The following is a 17,923-nucleotide window of genomic DNA, read 5'->3' as shown; positions in this document are numbered from 1 at the left end:
CAATCTTTAAGAAAGATGGCTACGACTATCAAGTCAATAAAAGTCAATTATTGTCCAGTAAATCACCTATTAGGAAGTAGCAGGGTTCGGGTTGCGGTGCAATAGTTCGCAAGTAGGGACGCAACGCGTTGCGCCCCTTCCACACGGACCCATATTGGCGTCTTGTGGGTGTCGGTTGGATAGAGAAGAAAAGGCGGCACGCAACATTTGGGAACTTGCTTTAAGTACGGTGGGGCACACCGATGCTTCTGTCGGTGAGGCAGGAAACGCTGCCGGAGATTGGTCCGCTACCGTAGCTGGCGAAAGACTGTTTCCGCAAGACGAATCGCTGAAGGAAGAATTCGCATCTGCGACGAGCGCGGAGTATCAATGCATTGAAGCAGCGTTGCTAATATTTTCTAAAGTTAGCTCGGAGCAGGTCCGCTTAATCAAGCCGGTGAGAACGTTGCCTGGTCCTACTTCAATGACTTTTTCAATGCCTTCCTCTGGCAGTCGCAGGGAAATTTCCCGCCAACGTACTTGACCGGTAATTTGCTGTTGCAAGCGATTTTTGAGGGTAGTGGCATCGGTAGCCGGCGATGGATCTACGTTGGAGAGAACGGGAATTTGGGCATCTTGCAACTGGGCGGCATCCAAAACTTTTTGGAATTCTGCCGCGGCTTCTTTCATCATCGGCGAGTGAAAGGCACCGGAGACGTTGAGTTTCGCAACCCGCCGGGCTTTCACATTGTTAACCACCTCATCTACAGCTTCTGGCGTTCCCGAAATCACTGCTTGGAGGGGACTGTTGTCGTTGGCAAGGACCACGTTGGGGGTTTGGGCTAGCTGTTCTTCCAGTTGGTTGCGGTCGAATTTCATCAAAGCAGCCATTTGACCGCCAGAAGCACTATCCATCAGTTCGGCGCGGCGTTTAACCAGTTGCAAACCAGTAGCAAAATCAAAAACCCCAGCAGCGTACAAAGCCACGTATTCTCCCAGACTGTGACCGGCTACCAGTTGGGGTTGGTTGCCCCGATGGTGCAGCAAATCGACCAAAATGCTTTCGATAACGTACAGGGATGGCTGGGTATAGAGGGTACGGGAAACTTGCTCGTCGGGATTTTGACAAACATCCACCACCGACCAGCCCAAAATTTCTTCAGCTTGCTGAAATTTCATTTTGCCCAGGGGCAAATCCAACAAATCGGCTTCCATTCCCACCGATTGCGATCCCTGTCCGGGAAAAACCCATGCAATTTTATTGTTTTGCTCCATATCGAATTGTATTGCCTTGTCTGTTCGTCTATTTTTTTCTTGTAACGGTAGCGTTGGCACGATCCCATTACCGACCCCATTCAAAAATAGCAGCGCCCCAGCTCAGCCCTGCCCCAAATCCAGAGGCAGCAATGACATCCCCTGGTTGAATTTTGTCAGCACGTACGGCTTCATCCAACACAATGGGAATGGAAGCGGCTGAGGTATTGCCGTAGGTAGCAAGGTTGCTCAGAATTTTTTCCGAGGGAACTTGCAAGCGATCGCCCACAGCATCCAAAATTCGTTGGTTAGCTTGATGTAACAACAGCCAATCCACCTGTTCGATGTCCATTTGGGCGCGGAACAGGGCTTTTTCGATCGCTTCGGGAACCCGTTTGACGGCGAAGCGAAACACCTCTTTGCCATTCATAAAAATGGGTTGGTAATTTCCTTGGGTAATGTCAACCTCGTCTACCAAGTGGTAGGGTTTCCCTTGATAGGGAAGCTGCAAGCAATCATTTTGACTGCCATCGCTGCGCAGTTCAAATCCCAACAACCGATCGCGATCGCTGGTTGCTTGCACCACCACTGCCCCAGCCCCATCGCCAAAAAGTACGCAAGTTCGGCGATCGCGCCAATCCACCCAGCGAGACAAAATATCCGCACCAATCACCAAAGCATTGCGATAGGTACCGGTTCGCAAAAACTGGGCGATGGTCACCAAACCAAATAGGAAACCAGAACAAGCTGCCGTCAAATCGAAAGCCACCGCCTGGGGGGCTTCTAATTCTTTTTGGATTTTGCCAGCACTGCCAAACAAATCGTCTGGGGTAGAGGTAGCCAGTACGATCGCATCCAAATCCTTAGGGGTCAACCCTGCCATAGCGATCGCTTCTCGGGCGGCGAGAGCCGACAATTGCACCAAAGACTCCGTTGGACCGGCAACGCGACGCTGCCGAATTCCGGTACGGGTGGTCACCCAATCATCAGACGTTTCCACCAAATTACTGAGGGCATGGTTGTCGAGGGCAGCTGCCGGCATAGCAGAACCGCTCCCCGTTACGGCCATCCCCACCATTGCATCAGTCAAGATTTTATCTCCCAGCAATTGGCTTTCAGCAGATCGAGCAGAACGGACATAAATAGGGGAGTTATACTGCCCGCTGGCAGCCACCTCCCCCACGCATCCCAATCGAACCTCCAAACACCCCCTGGCCATCCATGACTGCTAGCAGCCAGTATCGCCGGATGCTTGGAAGTTTTCAGGATGCACCGGTTAAACTGCATCTTCTGCTAGTTCGTTATCTCCACGATAGCGAGCGTGTAGTTTCTTGAGAACTTCGCGCTCTACCGCTTCGTTAGCCAAACGAATGGCACTGTAGATAGAAGGCGCTTGCGAAGAACCGTGGCTAATTACACAAACGCCATTGACCCCCAACAGCAAGCCACCTCCGTGTTCTACATAGTCGATTCGCTGGCGAATGCGGCCGAGGGTGGGTTTGAGCAATTCCATATCTATGCGGGAATCCACATGGGAAAGTTCCTGCTGGAAGATTTGCAAGACGGTATTGCCCACGGCTTCCGCAAATTTCAACAACACGTTGCCCACAAATCCGTCGCAGACCACCACATCGAAGTGACCCGAGAGCACATCGCGTCCTTCGGCGTTACCCACAAACGGAATTTGGGGATTATTCTCTAAAAGTTCGTAAGTGCGAATGGTTAAATCGTTCCCTTTTTTGGCTTCTTCGCCAATGTTAAGCAAGCCAACTTTGGGACTTTCGATTCCCAATACATACTGGCTGTAAATGGCACCCAAACCAGCGAACTGTTCCAAATAGCGAGGGCGCGAATCTACATTCGCCCCCACATCCAAAACCAGTACTTGTTTTCCAGGTACCATAGTGGGGAAAATTCCCCCAATAGCAGGTCGCTCGATTCCTGGCAAACGCCCCAGACGCAGCAAGGAGGCTGCCATTGTCGCTCCCGAGTGACCGGCTGAAACCAAAGCGTCGGCTTCGCCGCGTTTGACCAGTTCGGTAGCTACACCGATGGAAGATTGAGGCTTGCGTTTGATGGCGCTCAATGCTTCCTCGTGCATACCGATAACGTCGGTGGCTGGAACGATATCTAGGGCGGAAGAACTGCCATGCCGTTCGATAGCAGCTTCTACTTGTTGGGGATCGCCCACCAACAAGATTTTTGCTTCCAGTTCGTTTACGGCTTTTAGCGCACCTGCGACGACGGTGTCGGGGGCGTAATCCCCGCCCATCGCATCAACTGCAATCCTTGCGCACGTCGATCCCATTGACCAAATTTTATAGAAACCTTAGAAATTCTACCAGGTAAACTAGTAAGCTACGAATGGTGATTTCTTCTTCTCTTGAAATAGGGGTTGCCACTGTTGTGGGAAAATCATTGCCACTGAGGGAGAAGTTGCCGGCATTTTTTCCAAATTCGTTGTTTTACAGGAAATATCGTTGTGTGGGAACCTTTCAGTGCTAGTTTGCTAGCTTTGTGGTTGCAAGGATCCAATCGTTCGATTCCCTATGCCGAATCAGCCCAAATGTTGCTGTGGCCTGCCTTTCCCAGTACGACTTTGGTGACTGCTGAAGGCAGCTGTCACAGCCGCATTCAGTGCGCGATCGCCCAACATGTCCAAACGTATACCAACACTTTAGCACAGCAAGGATGGTCCCCATCCCAACAAGGAATATGGATCCAGTCGGGATGGCAGGTACTAGCCAACCACCGGGGCAAGCAGGCGTTCCCCGCTGCTTCTTTGACCAAAATTGCCACTTCTTTGGCGGCTCTGACACGCTGGGATGTCGATCGCGAGTTCGAGACCTTGGTGGGGAGCAATGGGGCGATTGAAGGTGGCATTTTGCAGGGAGATTTGATTGTGGTGGGTGGTGGCGATCCGCTGTTTGTTTGGGAAGAAGCGATCGCGGTGGCCAATCGCTTGCAACAGTTGGGCATCGATCGCGTTGCTGGGGATTTAGTAATTTCCGGTGATTTTGCCATGAACTACGAGCGCGACCCCAAAAAAGCCGGCAACTTGTTTAAAAAGGCGTTCAATGCCGAAAATTGGCCGTCTGAAGCCATTTCCCAGCATGCCCAGATGCCGTCACCAACGCCCCAACCGCGCCTGGCGATCGCGGGGGAAGTCCGCAGCAGAAACCATCCTCCAGCCAGATTTACGCCGTTTCTACGCCATCGTTCTTTGCCGTTGGTCGAAATTCTCAAACAAATGAATATTTACAGCAACAATGCCATGGCTGAAATGCTAGCGGATTTGGTGGGAGGTGCCTCCCAAGTAGCAGGAATGGCGGCTAGGGAAGCGGCTGTTGCGAGTGATGAAATCCAACTGGAAAATGGTTCTGGTTTGGGACTGGGCAATCAAGTTTCGCCGCGAGCGGCCTGTGCCATGTTCCTCGCCATCCAACGCCACTTACAACCCCATGGCTTCAGCGTGGCCGATTTGTTTCCCGTCGCCGGTCGCGATCGCGGTACGTTGGTGGGACGCAATCTCCCGGAAGCTACCATTGTCAAAACCGGCACCTTAGGCCAGGTCAGTGCTTTGGCTGGCTTGTTGCCCACCCGAGACCAAGGATGGGTCTGTTTCGCCACCATCGACCGCGGCACCGATATTCCTCTGTTCCGGCAGCAACAAGACTGGCTGTTACAAAATTTGCAGCAAGATTTGGGCAAAAACCAACATTTATCTCTCATTCCGTTTGGTCGCGATCGCGCTGCCATAGCCAAGCAGGAGCCATTTCTAGGCGATCCCGGGCGTCAGGAGGTTTTGTTGGGTGGATAGTTGAGGGTGGGGGCGTACCGAGTGTGGAAGCAAATAATTCATCCGGAATCCGACCTAGATCGACGGCGAAACTGTAGCAACGTGAATTAGGGGGCAACCACACCGGGATAGCTGATACAAGGAAGTGGGATTTTTGTAGATCGAATTTGGGAGCGTTGCATTTCCCTATCCCCCAAGCTGCCTAGATTCCACCCACGCCAACTAAGGCACAATCTCCGTCACCACCCGACCTCCTTCGAGTACAATTTGTTGCTCTTGAAGTCTGCCCTTCGCTTGGGGTCCGGTGGATGTCATAGCTGGGTCGCTTTGGCGGTAAAAAACCTCGCCGGTGGCAGTAAAGGTTTCTGCTTCTAAATTCCACAGCAAGCGATTGGACTCTAACCGGGATTCGTCTAAAGCAGAAGTGGCGACGACGTTTCCTTTGGCAAAAAGAGTTCGCTGCTGGAGGTCGAGCAAGCCTTGGTCGCCTTGGAGGGTAAATTCTTGCTGGCGATGGAACATGGTGACGGCGGTGGGGGCGTTCACTGTTGCCTGTTGGATGTTCCACTCCAAGCGATCGCTGTTTACCGTAATGGGAGGGTCGCCTAAGACGACTTCGGCGTTTTGCTGTAAGGTGGCAATTTCTTGGTCTAACTGAACTTCACCGCGGTTGGCGGTGGCGCGATCGCGGATTTGTTCTGGATTGTCTTGTGCGTAACGTTCGATATTCACTTGAGTTTCGCTGCTGGCTCGTTCGGCATCGAGTTCCCAAACCACTTGTTGGGTTTTCAGCCGCACCCGGGCATCTTTATCTGTCATCACCACGTCACCGCTGAGTTCCACGCGACTTTGTTGGTTGTAAACTTTCCCTTCCTTAGCCAAAACTTCGGTTTGCTCTTGCACCCCGCGAAGATTGCCCCGCACCAATAACAGGTCTTGTTGGGGATACCATTCCATCTCATCCCCGTACAAAACTGCACCATCTTTCTTTTGCTTGGCAATGACGTTGCCCTGCAGCACAATCTTTTTCCCATCTTCGTAGATGGTGCCGGTATCGCCTTCCACTTCGTAGGCAACTTGACCCTCTTGATACAGATCTCCCTGCGGGTTTTTCACGGAAGCAACGCTACGGCTTTGATTGTAGGCGGCTTCGATGGCTTCAACGGTCCACAAACGTTCCCCTGCGGAATTGAGCTGTTTTAAAGTAACATCATCGAAGGTTAGTTCGTTCTCGATGCGTTCGCGGATATTGGTTTCGGAACTGGTTTCAGGTTCGCTTGCTTCCTCAGACCCACAACCGGCGGTTGCCGCTAGCAGTAAAAAAAAGAAAAAACCAGCAACTGTTTGCTGTCTGTGCTTGTGAAAAAATGAAGTGACCACTTTGGTTGGAGTAGCGTACAATTTAGGACGATGATAGGAAGAGGGGGAAAGGGGGAAGATAAAAGCAACGATTCCTTACTTCCACGTTCGGTGGCTTCTTCCCTGTTCCCCACAGCAACTATCCTTCTTCTGCTGAGTCCATCATGCCCATCCCAGACATGGAACGATAGCGATCGGAGTAGGGATTGGGGTGATGGTGTTGGTGATGGTGGCGATCGCCTTTTTGAATGTCTTCTTTAACCGCTTCTAGGTCGATATAGCGATCGGCAACGTTAATCAGGCTATCGCTAGTCATGGCACGCAAGCTCACCACTTCGACCCGCGCACCTTTATAGCTAACTGCATTGACGGCATAGGCAAGGTCGCCATCACCGCTGACCAGTACAGCCGTATCGTATGCCCCCACCAGAGACATCATATCCACGGCAATTTCCACGTCGAGGTTGGCTTTTTTGGAGCCGTCGGGCAATTGCACCAATTCCTTGTCTACCACGCGATAACCGTTGCGCCGCATCCACAACAAAAATCCTTGTTGCTTTTCATTGGTGCGATCGACACCGGTATAAAAGAAAGAACGCAATAGGCGCGAACGCCCAGTCAGGCGGCACAATAATTTGGTATAGTCAATTTCAATCCCTAACTGCAAAGCCGCATAAAAAAGGTTGGAGCCGTCGATGAAAATCGCTACACGGCCGCGATTTTCCCATAGCTGCTCTGGGGTGAAAATGCATTCACTGTCTTGACGATCGAACATGATTGTTTATGCCTCTTTTGTTATCTGATATAGAAAATTTGTGGGAAATATCCTGACTGTTTGTTTCTACTTTTTCAACTTTTTTGTTTTTTTTGGGGAACACCAACTTCCTTTGCTCAAGCTGGAAATTTTTGAGCAAACAATTTGATTCCACCTTTCTCCCGACACTCCCAAAGAAGTCATGGGGAAAGGTTTTGGCTTGAACCAGTTTGTAGAAGCATCAGCCAGGAAGCGATCGGCAAATTTCTGTTTTCCTAGCTTCCGCCGCCGAACTATTCCTCCAAACGGCGAAATACGGGTTGGGGTTTTTCAATTGGTTGGTTGGCAGGCAAGATTCCCCAGCGAGAATGCACGGAATATGGAGCTTTTTCACCAATTGCTGCTTGGTCTTCAAAATTTACCGCCCACCCCAACTGCTGGTAAATCTTTGTACTTAATTGGGGCACAACTGGAGAAAGCAGGTAAGCTGCTACGCGCACTGATTCCAAAACCGCGTACAAAATCTCTTCTACAGCAGCTTGCTGTTTCTGCTTGTAAAGAGTCCAGGGTTCTTGCTCGTCTATGTATTTATTACCAGTTCTTACCAACTCTAGGATAGCTTGACAAGCTTCGCTATAGCCAAGTTGCTGGTAAGCTTTCTTTACTTTTTCGCCGACCTGCTGCCCCATTTGCTTGAGCGGGTTGCTATCAGCAATGTCCTCAGCGGCGATATTTGGTAATTTACCATTACAATATTTGCGGCTCATGTTCAAGCTGCGGTTGAGCAAGTTCCCCAAATCGTTGGCCAAATCGGCGTTGAGCGTGTTGATAAAACGAGTGTGGTTAAAATCGCCGTCGCGGCCAAATTCAATTTCTTTTAAGAAATAATACCGAACGGCGTCGGCACCGTAGCGATCCGCTAGTTGATAGGGGTCGAGGGTATTGCCCAGGCTTTTGCCCATTTTTTGTCCGTCTTTGGTTAGGAAACCATGACCGAAAACGCATTTGGGCAAGGGGAGTTGGGCAGACATGAGCATGGCCGGCCAATAAACCACGTGAAAGCGTAGGATGTCTTTGCCAATTAAATGCAGGTCAAAGGGCAACCATTGCGCGGCATTTTCTAAGTTGGGTTCTTCGCCGGGTTCCACTAGGGCGGTGATGTATCCCAACAGCGCATCAAACCAAACGTAAAGGGTATGGCTGGGATCGCCGGGTACGGGGAATCCCCAATCTAAGTTAACCCGAGAAATGGAAAAGTCTTGCAACCCTTGCTTGACGAAGTTCAGCACTTCGTTGCGTCGCATTTCCGGTTGAATAAACTCGGGATGTTGGGCGTACAAATCTTCTAGCTGGCTTTGATATTTGCTCAGACGGAAAAAGTAGTTTTCTTCATCCCGCCATTCGGTTTGCTTGTTGGGATGGATGGGGCAGTAGTGCTCTTCTAGCAGTTCCCGCTCGTCTTTAAATTCTTCGCAGGAAACGCAGTACCATCCGGTTTGCCGGCCTAGATAAATATCTCCGGCATCCCACACCCTTTGAAAGAATTCTTTCACCAGAATTTCGTGGCGGGGATCGGTGGTGCGAATAAAACGGTCGTATTGAATGTCAAGTTTTTGCCACAGGCGATCGAAACCAGTTGCTATTTCGTCGCAATACTCTTGCGGCGATCGCCCGGCTTCTTGAGCGGTACGTTGAATTTTTTGACCGTGTTCGTCGGTTCCGGTAACCAATCGCACGGATTTCCCCTGCAGGCGTTGAAACCTCGCACTGGCATCGGCGGCCATGGTGGTGTACGCGCTACCAATGTGGGGAAGGGCATTTACATAGTATAGAGGGGTCGTAAGCGTAAATTTTTCTCGTTTTACATCCATTTGATTCACTGAGTTTTTTTATGACAAATTCTTTTACCTTCAGTAAGCAAAAATTATCGACAAACGGAAGATTTTAGAACCATTTTTTCCAGGAGCTTAATTATAGTAGGGCTTGATTGAGGAAAACCGCTGGTGGTGGTACCCGATCCGAAAAAAAGACGGGCTACCCCATTCAAGCAGATTTTCAATTTTCTTATTACCTATTATCATAAGTAGAGGGGAAGCGCCAAGTCCCCTATCTACAATCACCCTAAAAACGTAGCCCCAAAAGGCTTAGGTTGGTCAGCTACCTGAAGCTGGAGGCATGAAGCCCCGTGCTTCAGGCGGGGGTGCTGACTGCGTGTTGCTTCCATTAACCAACTTGTTAGTCGTTTTTGGGACAACATTCTCATTATTCCCAACATGCAAGTTTCTCTATTCGCTCCCGATTGCATTCAGTACTGTGCCAGAGGGAGATGCACGGCAGGAAACTTACCGCTCAGGGATGGTCTGTACGAATAGGACCTCGGTCCCATCCGGCTCGCACAAACGCTGACAGACCGAAACGCACTGGGTGCCTTTGGAAGATCCCAAAAATTTGCTAAAAATTTCATGTCTGCTACGTCTGCCTTACAAATGTCTCAGTGGTGTCTGAGACTGTTTCAAGTGCAAACTTCTATTATCCACCGCGATCGCTTGCCGGCGGATACATCCGCTATTGCTGTTAGCAATCACCGCAGCTTTCTCGATGCCCCCTTAATGATGGTGGCAATGAACCGTCCCATTCGCTTTGCCTGCCACCATTATATGGGACAAGTACCTTTGATGCGGGATTTGGTAACGGCTTGGGGGTGCTTTCCTTTAGAGTCGGTGCAAATGCGCCAGCAACAGTTTTTCCAGCAAGCTTCCCAGTTTTTACAAAGCCGCCAAGTGGTGGGGATTTTCCCCGAGGGGGCAGCCCCTATGGTGCAGTATCGTTCCCAACGACAGGTAGGGTCATTCCAGCGGGGATTTGCTCATTTGGCTTTGCGATCGCCCACGCCGGAACTAGCTGTAGTTCCCATTGCCATTATCTCGGAAGACGAAATCGTACAATCTCCCATCCCGGTCAAATTGCTATCTTGGTTCGATCCTTCAGAACCCCTTTTCCAGCAAGATGCTTGGCATCCAGTGGTATTGTATCGCCAGGTGACGGTTGCCATTGGGCGTCCTTTTTGGATTACGGCCCCTCGCCGCGAAGCCTATCAAGGCAAACAAGCCAAGGAAATGGTCAAGGAGGTTTCCCAATACTGCTACCAGGAAGTTACCGATTTGTTACGAGCAGGGTTCTAAAATCAAAATACTCGGCAAAATATTCAGCAGCAAAATCAATTGCAGATACCTTAAAATACCTACCACCATCAAGTCTTTATTGCTCATGAACCACAAACATCACTTGCACGTTCTCTCACCCACCCCCGAAAACCAACACTATCCCTTATTAATTTATTTCCCAGGCATGGATAGTACGGGAGAACTGCTCACTTCCCAAGTACCAGACTTGCGCAAGGTTTTTGACGTGCGTTGCTTGCAACTTCCCCCAAGCGATCGCTCGGATTGGCAAACGTTGGTGGATGAAGTGGTAGGATTGCTGGAAAAGGAAAAACGATCGCATCCCATGCGCCCTATCTACCTGCTGGGGGAATCCTTTGGTGGCTGTTGGGCGGTGAAAGTGGCGCTAGCGGCTTCGGGATGGTTTGACCGACTGATTCTGTGCAATCCCGCTTCCTCGTTTCGAGAACAAACCTTAATGGCGTGGGGATCGTGCTTGTTGGCTTGGATGCCCAATTTCTTACAACCGGTATCCGCGATCGCTTTGCTTCCCTTTTTAGCATCTTTGCATCGCATTTCCCCAGACAATCGCCAAAAACTAATTCGTGCCATGCAATCGGTGCCAGCAGAAACCACCAGTTGGCGTTTATCCCTGCTGCGAGATTTTGATGTCACCCTAGAACAATTGCGCAGCCTTCGTCAACCAATTTTAGCGATCGCCAGTGGCAGCGACCGACTCTTGCCTTCCGTACAAGAAGTGCAGCGATACATCGACAACTGCCCCAACGCGGAAATGGTGGTTTTACCCAAAAGCGGCCATGCTTGCTTGCTCGAAACAGAAACCAATCTCTACAAAATCATGAAAGCACATAAATTCCTACCGCGAATGCCCGTTCGAGAACAGCTATCCCAACGCCAAGCCAGCTAGCGGGGTAACCTTCGCTTGTTGTGACTGGCGGTGCGGGCGATTGTCGTTGTAAATGCTATCGGTAACCACCTGCCAGCGATCGCATCTCCGTATTGCCCCCATATTAAGCAAATCGATCGCGATCGTCCAGAGCCGTTCCTTCATTGCACAAACCAGCAATTCAACCGAAAGCAATAATTTTTCTCTCATTTTGGGGAAAAATTCAACCGAGCGATCGCCCCTCCTTCCCCATCTAGCTATTCTCTGGAAAAAGGACTTGCTCCTAGTATCAGTTTGCAGCAATTTTAGACTTTTTGGCCAGCAATCAAACCTGTAAGCTACGATAGGATTAAGCACTGGTATCTTGGGCACCATCGCCGTGCGAAAAATCCCCTGAAAAGCTTTTGTCTCCTGGCGTCGGAGAATCAAACCTATGAAACGCATCGTCCTCATTGCCGGGTTCGAATCTTTCAACAGCGACCTGTACCGCCAAGCCGCCGAAATTGCCGCATCTCGCGTACCAGAACTCGATATTCATATTTTTAGCGATCGCGACATCGCCACACAACCCAACGCGATTGCCGACGCCTTACAAAAAGCAGATATATTCTTTGGCAGCCTACTGTTCGACTACGACCAAGTATTGTGGCTGCGAGAAAACATCCAACACATTCCCATTCGCCTCGCCTTCGAGTCTGCCCTAGAACTCATGAGCATGACTCAAATCGGTAAATTCAAAATCGGCGATCGCCCCAAAGGCATGCCCAAACCAGTAAAATTTATTCTTGATAAATTTAGCAACAATCGCGAAGAAGACAAACTCGCCGGTTACCTCAGCTTTCTCAAAACCGGACCCAGACTCCTAAAATTCATCCCCGCCAAAAAAGTTCAAGACCTGCGCAACTGGCTCATCGTCTACGGCTACTGGAACGCCGGCGGTACCAATAACGTCGCCGCCATGTTCTGGTTCCTCGCCAACCAATACCTGGGATTGGAAGTCGGCGAAATCCCCGAAGTTGCCGAAACCCCCAACATGGGATTGCTGCATCCCGACTACCAAGGATATTTCACCTCCCCCCAAGCCTACTTGCAGTGGTACCGCCAAACCCATCCCCAAACGACCAACCAGCCAGTGGTAGCCATTTTGCTGTACCGCAAACACGTCATCACCCAACAAGCCTACATCGGCAAACTGATTCGCTACTTTGAAGAAGAACAATTAACCCCCCTACCCATCTTCATCAACGGCGTAGAAGGTCACGTTGCCGTGCGCGATTGGCTCACCACCAGCTACGAACAAAGCCAACGCCAACAAGGAAATCGGGAAATTGCTTCCTTGAAAGAGGATGCCGCCACCGTAGACGCGATCGCTTCCACCATTGGTTTTCCCCTGGTCGGCGGTCCCGCCGGGTCCATGGAAGCCGGCAGACAAATCGCCGTCGCCAAACAAATCTTATCCGCCAAAAACATTCCTTATATAATTGCCGCTCCCCTATTGATTCAAGACATTTATTCCTGGACCCGGCAAGGCATCGGTGGTTTGCAAAGCGTAGTTCTGTATGCCTTGCCAGAACTGGATGGTGCCATCGATACCGTTCCCCTAGGTGGCTTGGTCGGAGAAGATATTTATCTCATTCCCGAACGAGTCAAACGCCTGACCGGTAGAATCAAAAAATGGATCGAACTGCGGCAAACCCCCGTTTCCCAACGCCGCATTGCCATTCTACTGTACGGATTTCCTCCTGGATACGGTGCCACCGGAACCGCAGCTTTGCTCAACGTACCGCGATCGCTCATCAAAGTATTGCAAACCCTGCGCGATGCCGGCTACGACGTGGGCGAACTCCCCGAAGACGGCGAAGAACTGGTGCAACGGGTCAAAGCAGCCGACGAAACCCTAGAACCACGTTTGGCCAAAGAACCGGGAACCAAAGTGAGCGTCAAAACCTTAGAACGCTGGTTGGGATACTTGCTAACCACGCGCATCGAAAAACACTGGCATCCCCTCACCGGAACCGGCATCAAAACCTATGGCGACGAATTTCATTTAGGCGGCATCCAACTGGGCAATGTTTGGATTGGCGTACAGCCACCCTTGGGCATTGCCGGCGATCCCATGCGATTGTTATTCGAGCGCGATTTAACCCCTCACCCGCAATACACCGCCTTTTATAAATGGTTGCAAAATAAATTCCAAGCCCATGCCGTGATTCACTTTGGCATGCACGGTACCGTAGAATGGCTGCCCGGTTCGCCTTTGGGAAATACCGGTTATTCTTGGCCGGATATTTTACTGGGCAACATTCCCAATCTCTATCTCTACGCCGCCAACAATCCTTCCGAATCCATGCTAGCCAAACGTCGGGGATACGGCGTTCTGCTTTCCCACAACGTTCCTCCCTACGGTCGCGCTGGCTTGTACAAAGAATTGATGGTGCTGCGGGATTTGATTGCCGAATATCGGGAGGATCCGCAGAAAAATGCTGACTTGCGGGAAGCCATTTGTCAGAAAATTACTGATGCGGGGTTGGATGCGGATTGTCCTTTCCAAGAGGCGAAAAAGCTAGGCATGTCTTTTACCCCGGAAAACGCGCGCATGTTCAGTCCGCAGGTTCTTAACGAGTATTTTGTCCAAGTTTACGAGTACCTGCAAGTTTTGGAACAGCGTTTGTTTTCCTCGGGATTGCATGTGTTTGGGGAAAATCCCACGCCGGAACAAATCGAATCTTATTTAACGGCTTATTTCAACGACCGATTGCCACCAGAGGTGTTGGCAAAAATTGCCCGTCAGGAAGAAATTTCCTCGGAAGTGGCAAAAACGCTACCAGAGGAACATTTGGAAACGGCCGTTCAAATTCGCGATTTGCTCTTGCAAACCGACCAAGAACTGACGAACTTGCTGCGGGGATTGAATGGGGAATACATTCCGCCAGCGCCTGGTGGGGATTTGCTGCGCGATGGACCCGGCGTGTTGCCAACGGGTCGCAATATTCACGCGCTGGACCCCTATCGTATGCCTTCGGATGCGGCGTTGGTGAGAGGTCGCGAAATTGCCCGCAAGACGATTTCCCAACATTGGGAGGCGCATCAAGCCTATCCGGAAACCATTGCGGTGTTGCTGTGGGGGTTGGATGCGATTAAGACCAAAGGGGAGTCTTTGGGAATTGTGCTGGAGTTGGTTGGCGCGGAACCGATTAAGGAAGGAACGGGTCGTATTGTTCGCTATGGGTTGCGACCTTTGGAAAGTTTGGACCATCCCCGGATTGATGTTTTGGCGAATTTATCGGGGATTTTCCGGGATACGTTTGCTAATATTATTGAGTTGTTGGATGATTTGTTTGGTAGGGCGGCGGCAGCGGAGGAACCTTGCGATCGCAATTTTATTCGCAAGCATGTTTTGGAATTAAAAGAACAAGGGGTGGAAAATCCCACGGCGCGGATGTTTTCCAATCCGGCTGGCGATTTTGGTTCTATGGTCAACGAACAGGTCATCGATAGCAGTTGGGAATCACAAGAGGAACTGGCGCAAACTTGGTCGCAACGTAATGGATATAGCTACGGTCGCCAGGATAACGGGCAAGCCAGACCGGAGGTGTTAAACTCGCTGTTGAAAGGATGCGATCGCATTGTCCAGGAAATTGATTCGGTAGAGTACGGTCTGACGGATATTCAGGAATATTACGCCAATACGGGAGGCTTGAAGCTAGCGGCGGAAAAACAAAAAGGCAGCAAGGTAGAAACGAGCTTTATTGAGAGTTTTTCTCAAGATACCACGCCGCGTAAGTTAGAAGATATTCTACGGATGGAATATCGGACCAAACTATTAAATCCCAAATGGGCGAATCAGATGGCTGACCAAGGGTCTGGCGGCGCTTACGAGATTTCCCAACGGATGACGGCGTTGATTGGTTGGGGCGGTACGGCGAATTTTCACGATGATTGGGTGTACGACCAGGCGGCGCAGACCTATGCGTTTGACCCGGAGATGGCGAAGAAGTTACGGGAAGCGAATCCGGAGGCTTTCCGCAATTTGGTGGGGCGGATGTTGGAAGCGAAAAGCCGTGGGTTCTGGTCTGCGGATGAGGAGAAAATTGAGCGATTGCAGGCGTTGTACGATGAGGCGGAGGCTGATGTAGAGGGGGTGACATGGTGATTTGAAGTATATAAGCCTGGGAGCCTGGGAGCGTGGGAGCGTGGGAGCGTGGGAGCGTGGGAGCGTGGGAGCGTGGGAGCGTGGGAGCGTGGGAGCGTGGGAGCCTGGGGTAAGATCGAATAGATGGTAATACCATTTTCTTAATAATCTGCAAGAGATAATAGAGGCATTTTTGTAGGGGCGCTTCGCGAATCCCCCCTACCAGGGCAATTGAGAAATTCTAGACAATCGTTATTTTTCAGAAATGGTATAATAAGAATAAAAAAAGTTTTTTGAATTTTGATTTTATAGTTGTAGATAGGTTTTACATGCAATATAAATGATAAAATTTTCTTGGTTTTGGTTGCTGGGAATGGCGATTTGGTGTGGGTTTTGCTTGGTGTATAATGGCGTTGCTGTCTGGTTCTAATTTTTCGCGATATGGCACTGCAAATTTATTTGGCTGCCCCTTTGTTTTCGGCGGCGGAACAGAATTTTAATGCTCGGTTGGCAAAAGCGATTGAGACGAAGGGAAATCCGGTGTTTCTGCCACAGGCGGAATGCGCGCAGTTGCAGGAGATTGGCGAGATTTATCGCACTTGTCGGGAGGGAATTGAGCGATCGCATGTGGTTGTTGCTATTCTAGATGGTGCGGATGCAGATTCGGGTACTTGTTGGGAATGCGGCTATGCTACGGGTATGGGCATTCCCGTGATTGCTTTGCGTACAGATTTGCGTCAGTCTGGCGATGTGAAAGGCTTTAATGCTATGTTATATGCGTCTGCCAATACGGTGATTTTGGCGGAGGCTCAAGATGATATAGACCGGCAAATGGATGATTTGGCTGCCAAGATTGTCAACAGTTTGGAAACAGCGATCGAAAAAGCTTAGGGATAAATTTTGTCAAATCCCTTTATTATTGATACAGAGTTTATCGTTTTCTTACTTTAAGCTCAAGGCAACCCCAGCTCATGGCAAGCCTTTTCAAGGGGATCTTTCAATTTACCAAATCCGTACTGCGAAAATCCGATAAATCCCCCAGGCTAAGGCGAAAACTTCTTGTGGTTTTCCCCCTCCTCCCCCTTCTCCCACTCCTCCCACTCCTCCCCTCCCACTCCTCCCACTCCTCCCACTCCTCCCACTCCTCCCACTCCTCCCACTCCTCCCACTCCTCCCACTCCTCCCCCTCCTCTATCTCACGCGAAGCAACCCTACCAGGGTCATTGGAAAATTCAAGATGCTTGTTGTTGTTCGGAAATGGTATAAACAAGCTAACAAAAAATACGCCAATGCACTGGCCAACAAAGCACTAGCAATGCCAATCCCCATCGCCAAAATAAGCCCGAACGCCAGATTGTTGTTTTCCCTGCTATCTTCCTCTGTTGTAGCAAAATCTGGCAGGGCTGCGATCGCTGCCGGCATCAACCCACCTAGCACCGCAGTTAAAGCAATGGCAACTATCGGAAACAGCAATGGCATTTCATGGTTTCTACTATAACTATATAAGATGGCAACCAAACTGGATCCAGCGATCGCCCCTATGTAGGCATAAAAGGGTAGAATCACGGGCAGAAAAATAAAGCCTACAGCCTGAGATTCCATCCACGCCTTTTGTAGTTTGTATAGCCAAGAAACGCCCGATATCAAAATTAGAATAGCCCCGACAATCGTCCCCACCAACACCCCCACCAGCGAGAAAAGGGATTGGCTATACAGGTAAGCAATGGCTCCTGAGGCTATCAATGGCGCAACAGCAATAAGGAAAAGCAGGTAACTTAGCATCTGGATGATAACCCCTAACTGGAGATTCTATTTGACTTAAACAAAATCATAAAACTTTAACCGAACAAAATAGGATTCGATGTTGTCAAAGGTTTATGTAGGGTGGGCATGGCCCCCTCTACTGGTTTATCTGGTTATTGACGCAAATACTTTCTGGTTTATCTGGTTCCCCGAGACCTGGTAGAATCTGGAGGCAAGGAGCAGTTTGCTACAACTTTGATTATGGCTAATATTGACATTCAGTCTCAAACAGAGAAAGACAATGGCTGGACTTATGAGGTGAAGCTCAACCACCAAGGAAGAGATTATAACTACAGCGTTACCCTCAGCCGTTCCGATTACGAGAAATGGGCAAGCGGTCAGCAATCCCCCAATGAAGTGATTCAAGCCGCTTTTGACTTTTTGCTGGAACGGGAAGGACCGGGTTCGATTATGTCGCAGTTTGACTGTTCGGTGATTCGCCGGTTTTTCCCGGAGGTCGATCGCGAACTACCTAAAAAATTATAAACGCGATCGCTGTCCTTGTAACATCCCAAAAATCTACTCAGCCATTAGCCCGTCTGCGCGGGCTTTATTTTTGGGATCTCAATGGCAGCCAACCTGCTATGGTAACTAGGTGAAACCATAGGACAAAAACAACGCCATCATGGCTAAGAAACATACTCTATACTATACCGTTGCTGAATATGCCAATACGCTTCTGGTGGAAGTGGAGGGTCTTTAAACAGTGCTGGATTCATTAACAATCTCTAATATTCTCTACTTTTTGCTTTAATGCTTTATATGCTCCCCCCCC

Annotated in this window: 14 protein-coding genes; 6 read left to right on the top strand and 8 right to left on the bottom strand. The window is 49.9% G+C overall.

Annotation, left to right across the window (positions count from 1 at the left end; all coding sequences use genetic code 11):
* Window positions 1–366 precede the first annotated feature (366 nt).
* The 3 genes from fabD to plsX form a co-directional block, all read right to left on the bottom strand.
* The gene (gene fabD, locus AS151_RS16890) at window positions 367–1,254 is read right to left on the bottom strand and encodes an ACP S-malonyltransferase (protein ID WP_071518238.1); all 888 of its coding nucleotides are present in this window, start codon (window positions 1,252–1,254) and stop codon (window positions 367–369) included.
* Between the two features lie 67 nt (window positions 1,255–1,321).
* Complete coding sequence (locus AS151_RS16885) at window positions 1,322–2,311, bottom strand: beta-ketoacyl-ACP synthase 3 (RefSeq protein ID WP_071518240.1); 990 nt, start codon at window positions 2,309–2,311, stop codon at window positions 1,322–1,324.
* A 198-nt stretch (window positions 2,312–2,509) separates the two neighbouring features.
* On the bottom strand, window positions 2,510–3,541 hold the full coding sequence (gene plsX / locus AS151_RS16880; protein ID WP_071518237.1) for a phosphate acyltransferase PlsX: 1,032 nt from the start codon (window positions 3,539–3,541) through the stop codon (window positions 2,510–2,512).
* Between the two features lie 174 nt (window positions 3,542–3,715).
* On the opposite strand from plsX, the gene AS151_RS16875 reads away from it, so the two are divergent.
* On the top strand, window positions 3,716–5,053 hold the full coding sequence (locus tag AS151_RS16875) for a D-alanyl-D-alanine carboxypeptidase (protein WP_071518236.1): 1,338 nt from the start codon (window positions 3,716–3,718) through the stop codon (window positions 5,051–5,053).
* A 201-nt stretch (window positions 5,054–5,254) separates the two neighbouring features.
* Here AS151_RS16875 and lptC read toward each other — a convergent pair whose 3' ends face one another.
* The 3 genes from lptC to metG form a co-directional block, all read right to left on the bottom strand.
* Window positions 5,255–6,412: an LPS export ABC transporter periplasmic protein LptC gene (gene lptC, locus AS151_RS16870; RefSeq protein ID WP_071518235.1), complete on the bottom strand. Its 1,158-nt coding sequence runs from the start codon at window positions 6,410–6,412 to the stop codon at window positions 5,255–5,257.
* A gap of 118 nt (window positions 6,413–6,530) precedes the next feature.
* Entirely contained in the window at window positions 6,531–7,166 is a 636-nt protein-coding gene (locus AS151_RS16865; RefSeq protein WP_071518234.1) for an NYN domain-containing protein, read from the bottom strand.
* A gap of 272 nt (window positions 7,167–7,438) precedes the next feature.
* On the bottom strand, window positions 7,439–9,025 hold the full coding sequence (gene metG / locus AS151_RS16860) for a methionine--tRNA ligase (RefSeq protein WP_071518233.1): 1,587 nt from the start codon (window positions 9,023–9,025) through the stop codon (window positions 7,439–7,441).
* Between the two features lie 582 nt (window positions 9,026–9,607).
* Between metG and AS151_RS16855 the strand changes: the two genes are divergently transcribed.
* Complete coding sequence (locus AS151_RS16855) at window positions 9,608–10,327, top strand: lysophospholipid acyltransferase family protein (protein WP_071518232.1); 720 nt, start codon at window positions 9,608–9,610, stop codon at window positions 10,325–10,327.
* Window positions 10,328–10,412: 85 nt separating this feature from the next.
* The gene (locus tag AS151_RS16850) at window positions 10,413–11,234 is read left to right on the top strand and encodes an alpha/beta fold hydrolase (protein ID WP_244533055.1); all 822 of its coding nucleotides are present in this window, start codon (window positions 10,413–10,415) and stop codon (window positions 11,232–11,234) included.
* Here the strand turns inward: AS151_RS16850 and AS151_RS22250 are convergent.
* Complete coding sequence (locus AS151_RS22250) at window positions 11,211–11,378, bottom strand: hypothetical protein (protein WP_170861428.1); 168 nt, start codon at window positions 11,376–11,378, stop codon at window positions 11,211–11,213. The genes AS151_RS16850 and AS151_RS22250 overlap by 24 nt on opposite strands.
* Before the next feature lie 268 nt (window positions 11,379–11,646).
* On the opposite strand from AS151_RS22250, the gene bchH reads away from it, so the two are divergent.
* Window positions 11,647–15,366 (top strand): magnesium chelatase subunit H, encoded by a 3,720-nt coding sequence (bchH, locus tag AS151_RS16840; RefSeq protein ID WP_071518230.1) that lies wholly within the window; start codon window positions 11,647–11,649, stop codon window positions 15,364–15,366.
* 420 nt (window positions 15,367–15,786) lie between these two features.
* Complete coding sequence (locus AS151_RS16835; protein ID WP_071518229.1) at window positions 15,787–16,236, top strand: nucleoside 2-deoxyribosyltransferase; 450 nt, start codon at window positions 15,787–15,789, stop codon at window positions 16,234–16,236.
* Window positions 16,237–16,536: 300 nt separating this feature from the next.
* Here AS151_RS16835 and AS151_RS22245 read toward each other — a convergent pair whose 3' ends face one another.
* Entirely contained in the window at window positions 16,537–17,127 is a 591-nt protein-coding gene (locus AS151_RS22245; RefSeq protein WP_071518228.1) for a hypothetical protein, read from the bottom strand.
* 222 nt (window positions 17,128–17,349) lie between these two features.
* On the opposite strand from AS151_RS22245, the gene AS151_RS16825 reads away from it, so the two are divergent.
* Window positions 17,350–17,634: a hypothetical protein gene (locus AS151_RS16825; RefSeq protein WP_071518227.1), complete on the top strand. Its 285-nt coding sequence runs from the start codon at window positions 17,350–17,352 to the stop codon at window positions 17,632–17,634.
* Window positions 17,635–17,923: the final 289 nt, after the last annotated feature.

Source organism: Geitlerinema sp. PCC 9228 (genome assembly GCF_001870905.1).
GTDB lineage: Bacteria > Cyanobacteriota > Cyanobacteriia > Cyanobacteriales > PCC-9228 > PCC-9228.
The sequence above is the reverse complement of the archived record's forward strand: the minus strand, read 5'-3'. Positions and strand labels throughout refer to the sequence as shown.

Coding starts and splice junctions, on each gene's coding strand:
- fabD (WP_071518238.1), bottom strand. CDS start 1,254: ATGGAGCAAAACAATAAAATTGCATGGGTTTTTCCCGGACAGGGATCG.
- AS151_RS16885 (WP_071518240.1), bottom strand. CDS start 2,311: ATGGTGGGGATGGCCGTAACGGGGAGCGGTTCTGCTATGCCGGCAGCT.
- plsX (WP_071518237.1), bottom strand. CDS start 3,541: ATGGGATCGACGTGCGCAAGGATTGCAGTTGATGCGATGGGCGGGGAT.
- AS151_RS16865 (WP_071518234.1), bottom strand. CDS start 7,166: ATGTTCGATCGTCAAGACAGTGAATGCATTTTCACCCCAGAGCAGCTA.
- AS151_RS16855 (WP_071518232.1), top strand. CDS start 9,608: ATGTCTGCTACGTCTGCCTTACAAATGTCTCAGTGGTGTCTGAGACTG.
- AS151_RS16850 (WP_244533055.1), top strand. CDS start 10,413: ATGAACCACAAACATCACTTGCACGTTCTCTCACCCACCCCCGAAAAC.
- AS151_RS22250 (WP_170861428.1), bottom strand. CDS start 11,378: ATGAAGGAACGGCTCTGGACGATCGCGATCGATTTGCTTAATATGGGG.
- bchH (WP_071518230.1), top strand. CDS start 11,647: ATGAAACGCATCGTCCTCATTGCCGGGTTCGAATCTTTCAACAGCGAC.
- AS151_RS16835 (WP_071518229.1), top strand. CDS start 15,787: ATGGCACTGCAAATTTATTTGGCTGCCCCTTTGTTTTCGGCGGCGGAA.
- AS151_RS22245 (WP_071518228.1), bottom strand. CDS start 17,127: ATGCTAAGTTACCTGCTTTTCCTTATTGCTGTTGCGCCATTGATAGCC.
- AS151_RS16825 (WP_071518227.1), top strand. CDS start 17,350: ATGGCTAATATTGACATTCAGTCTCAAACAGAGAAAGACAATGGCTGG.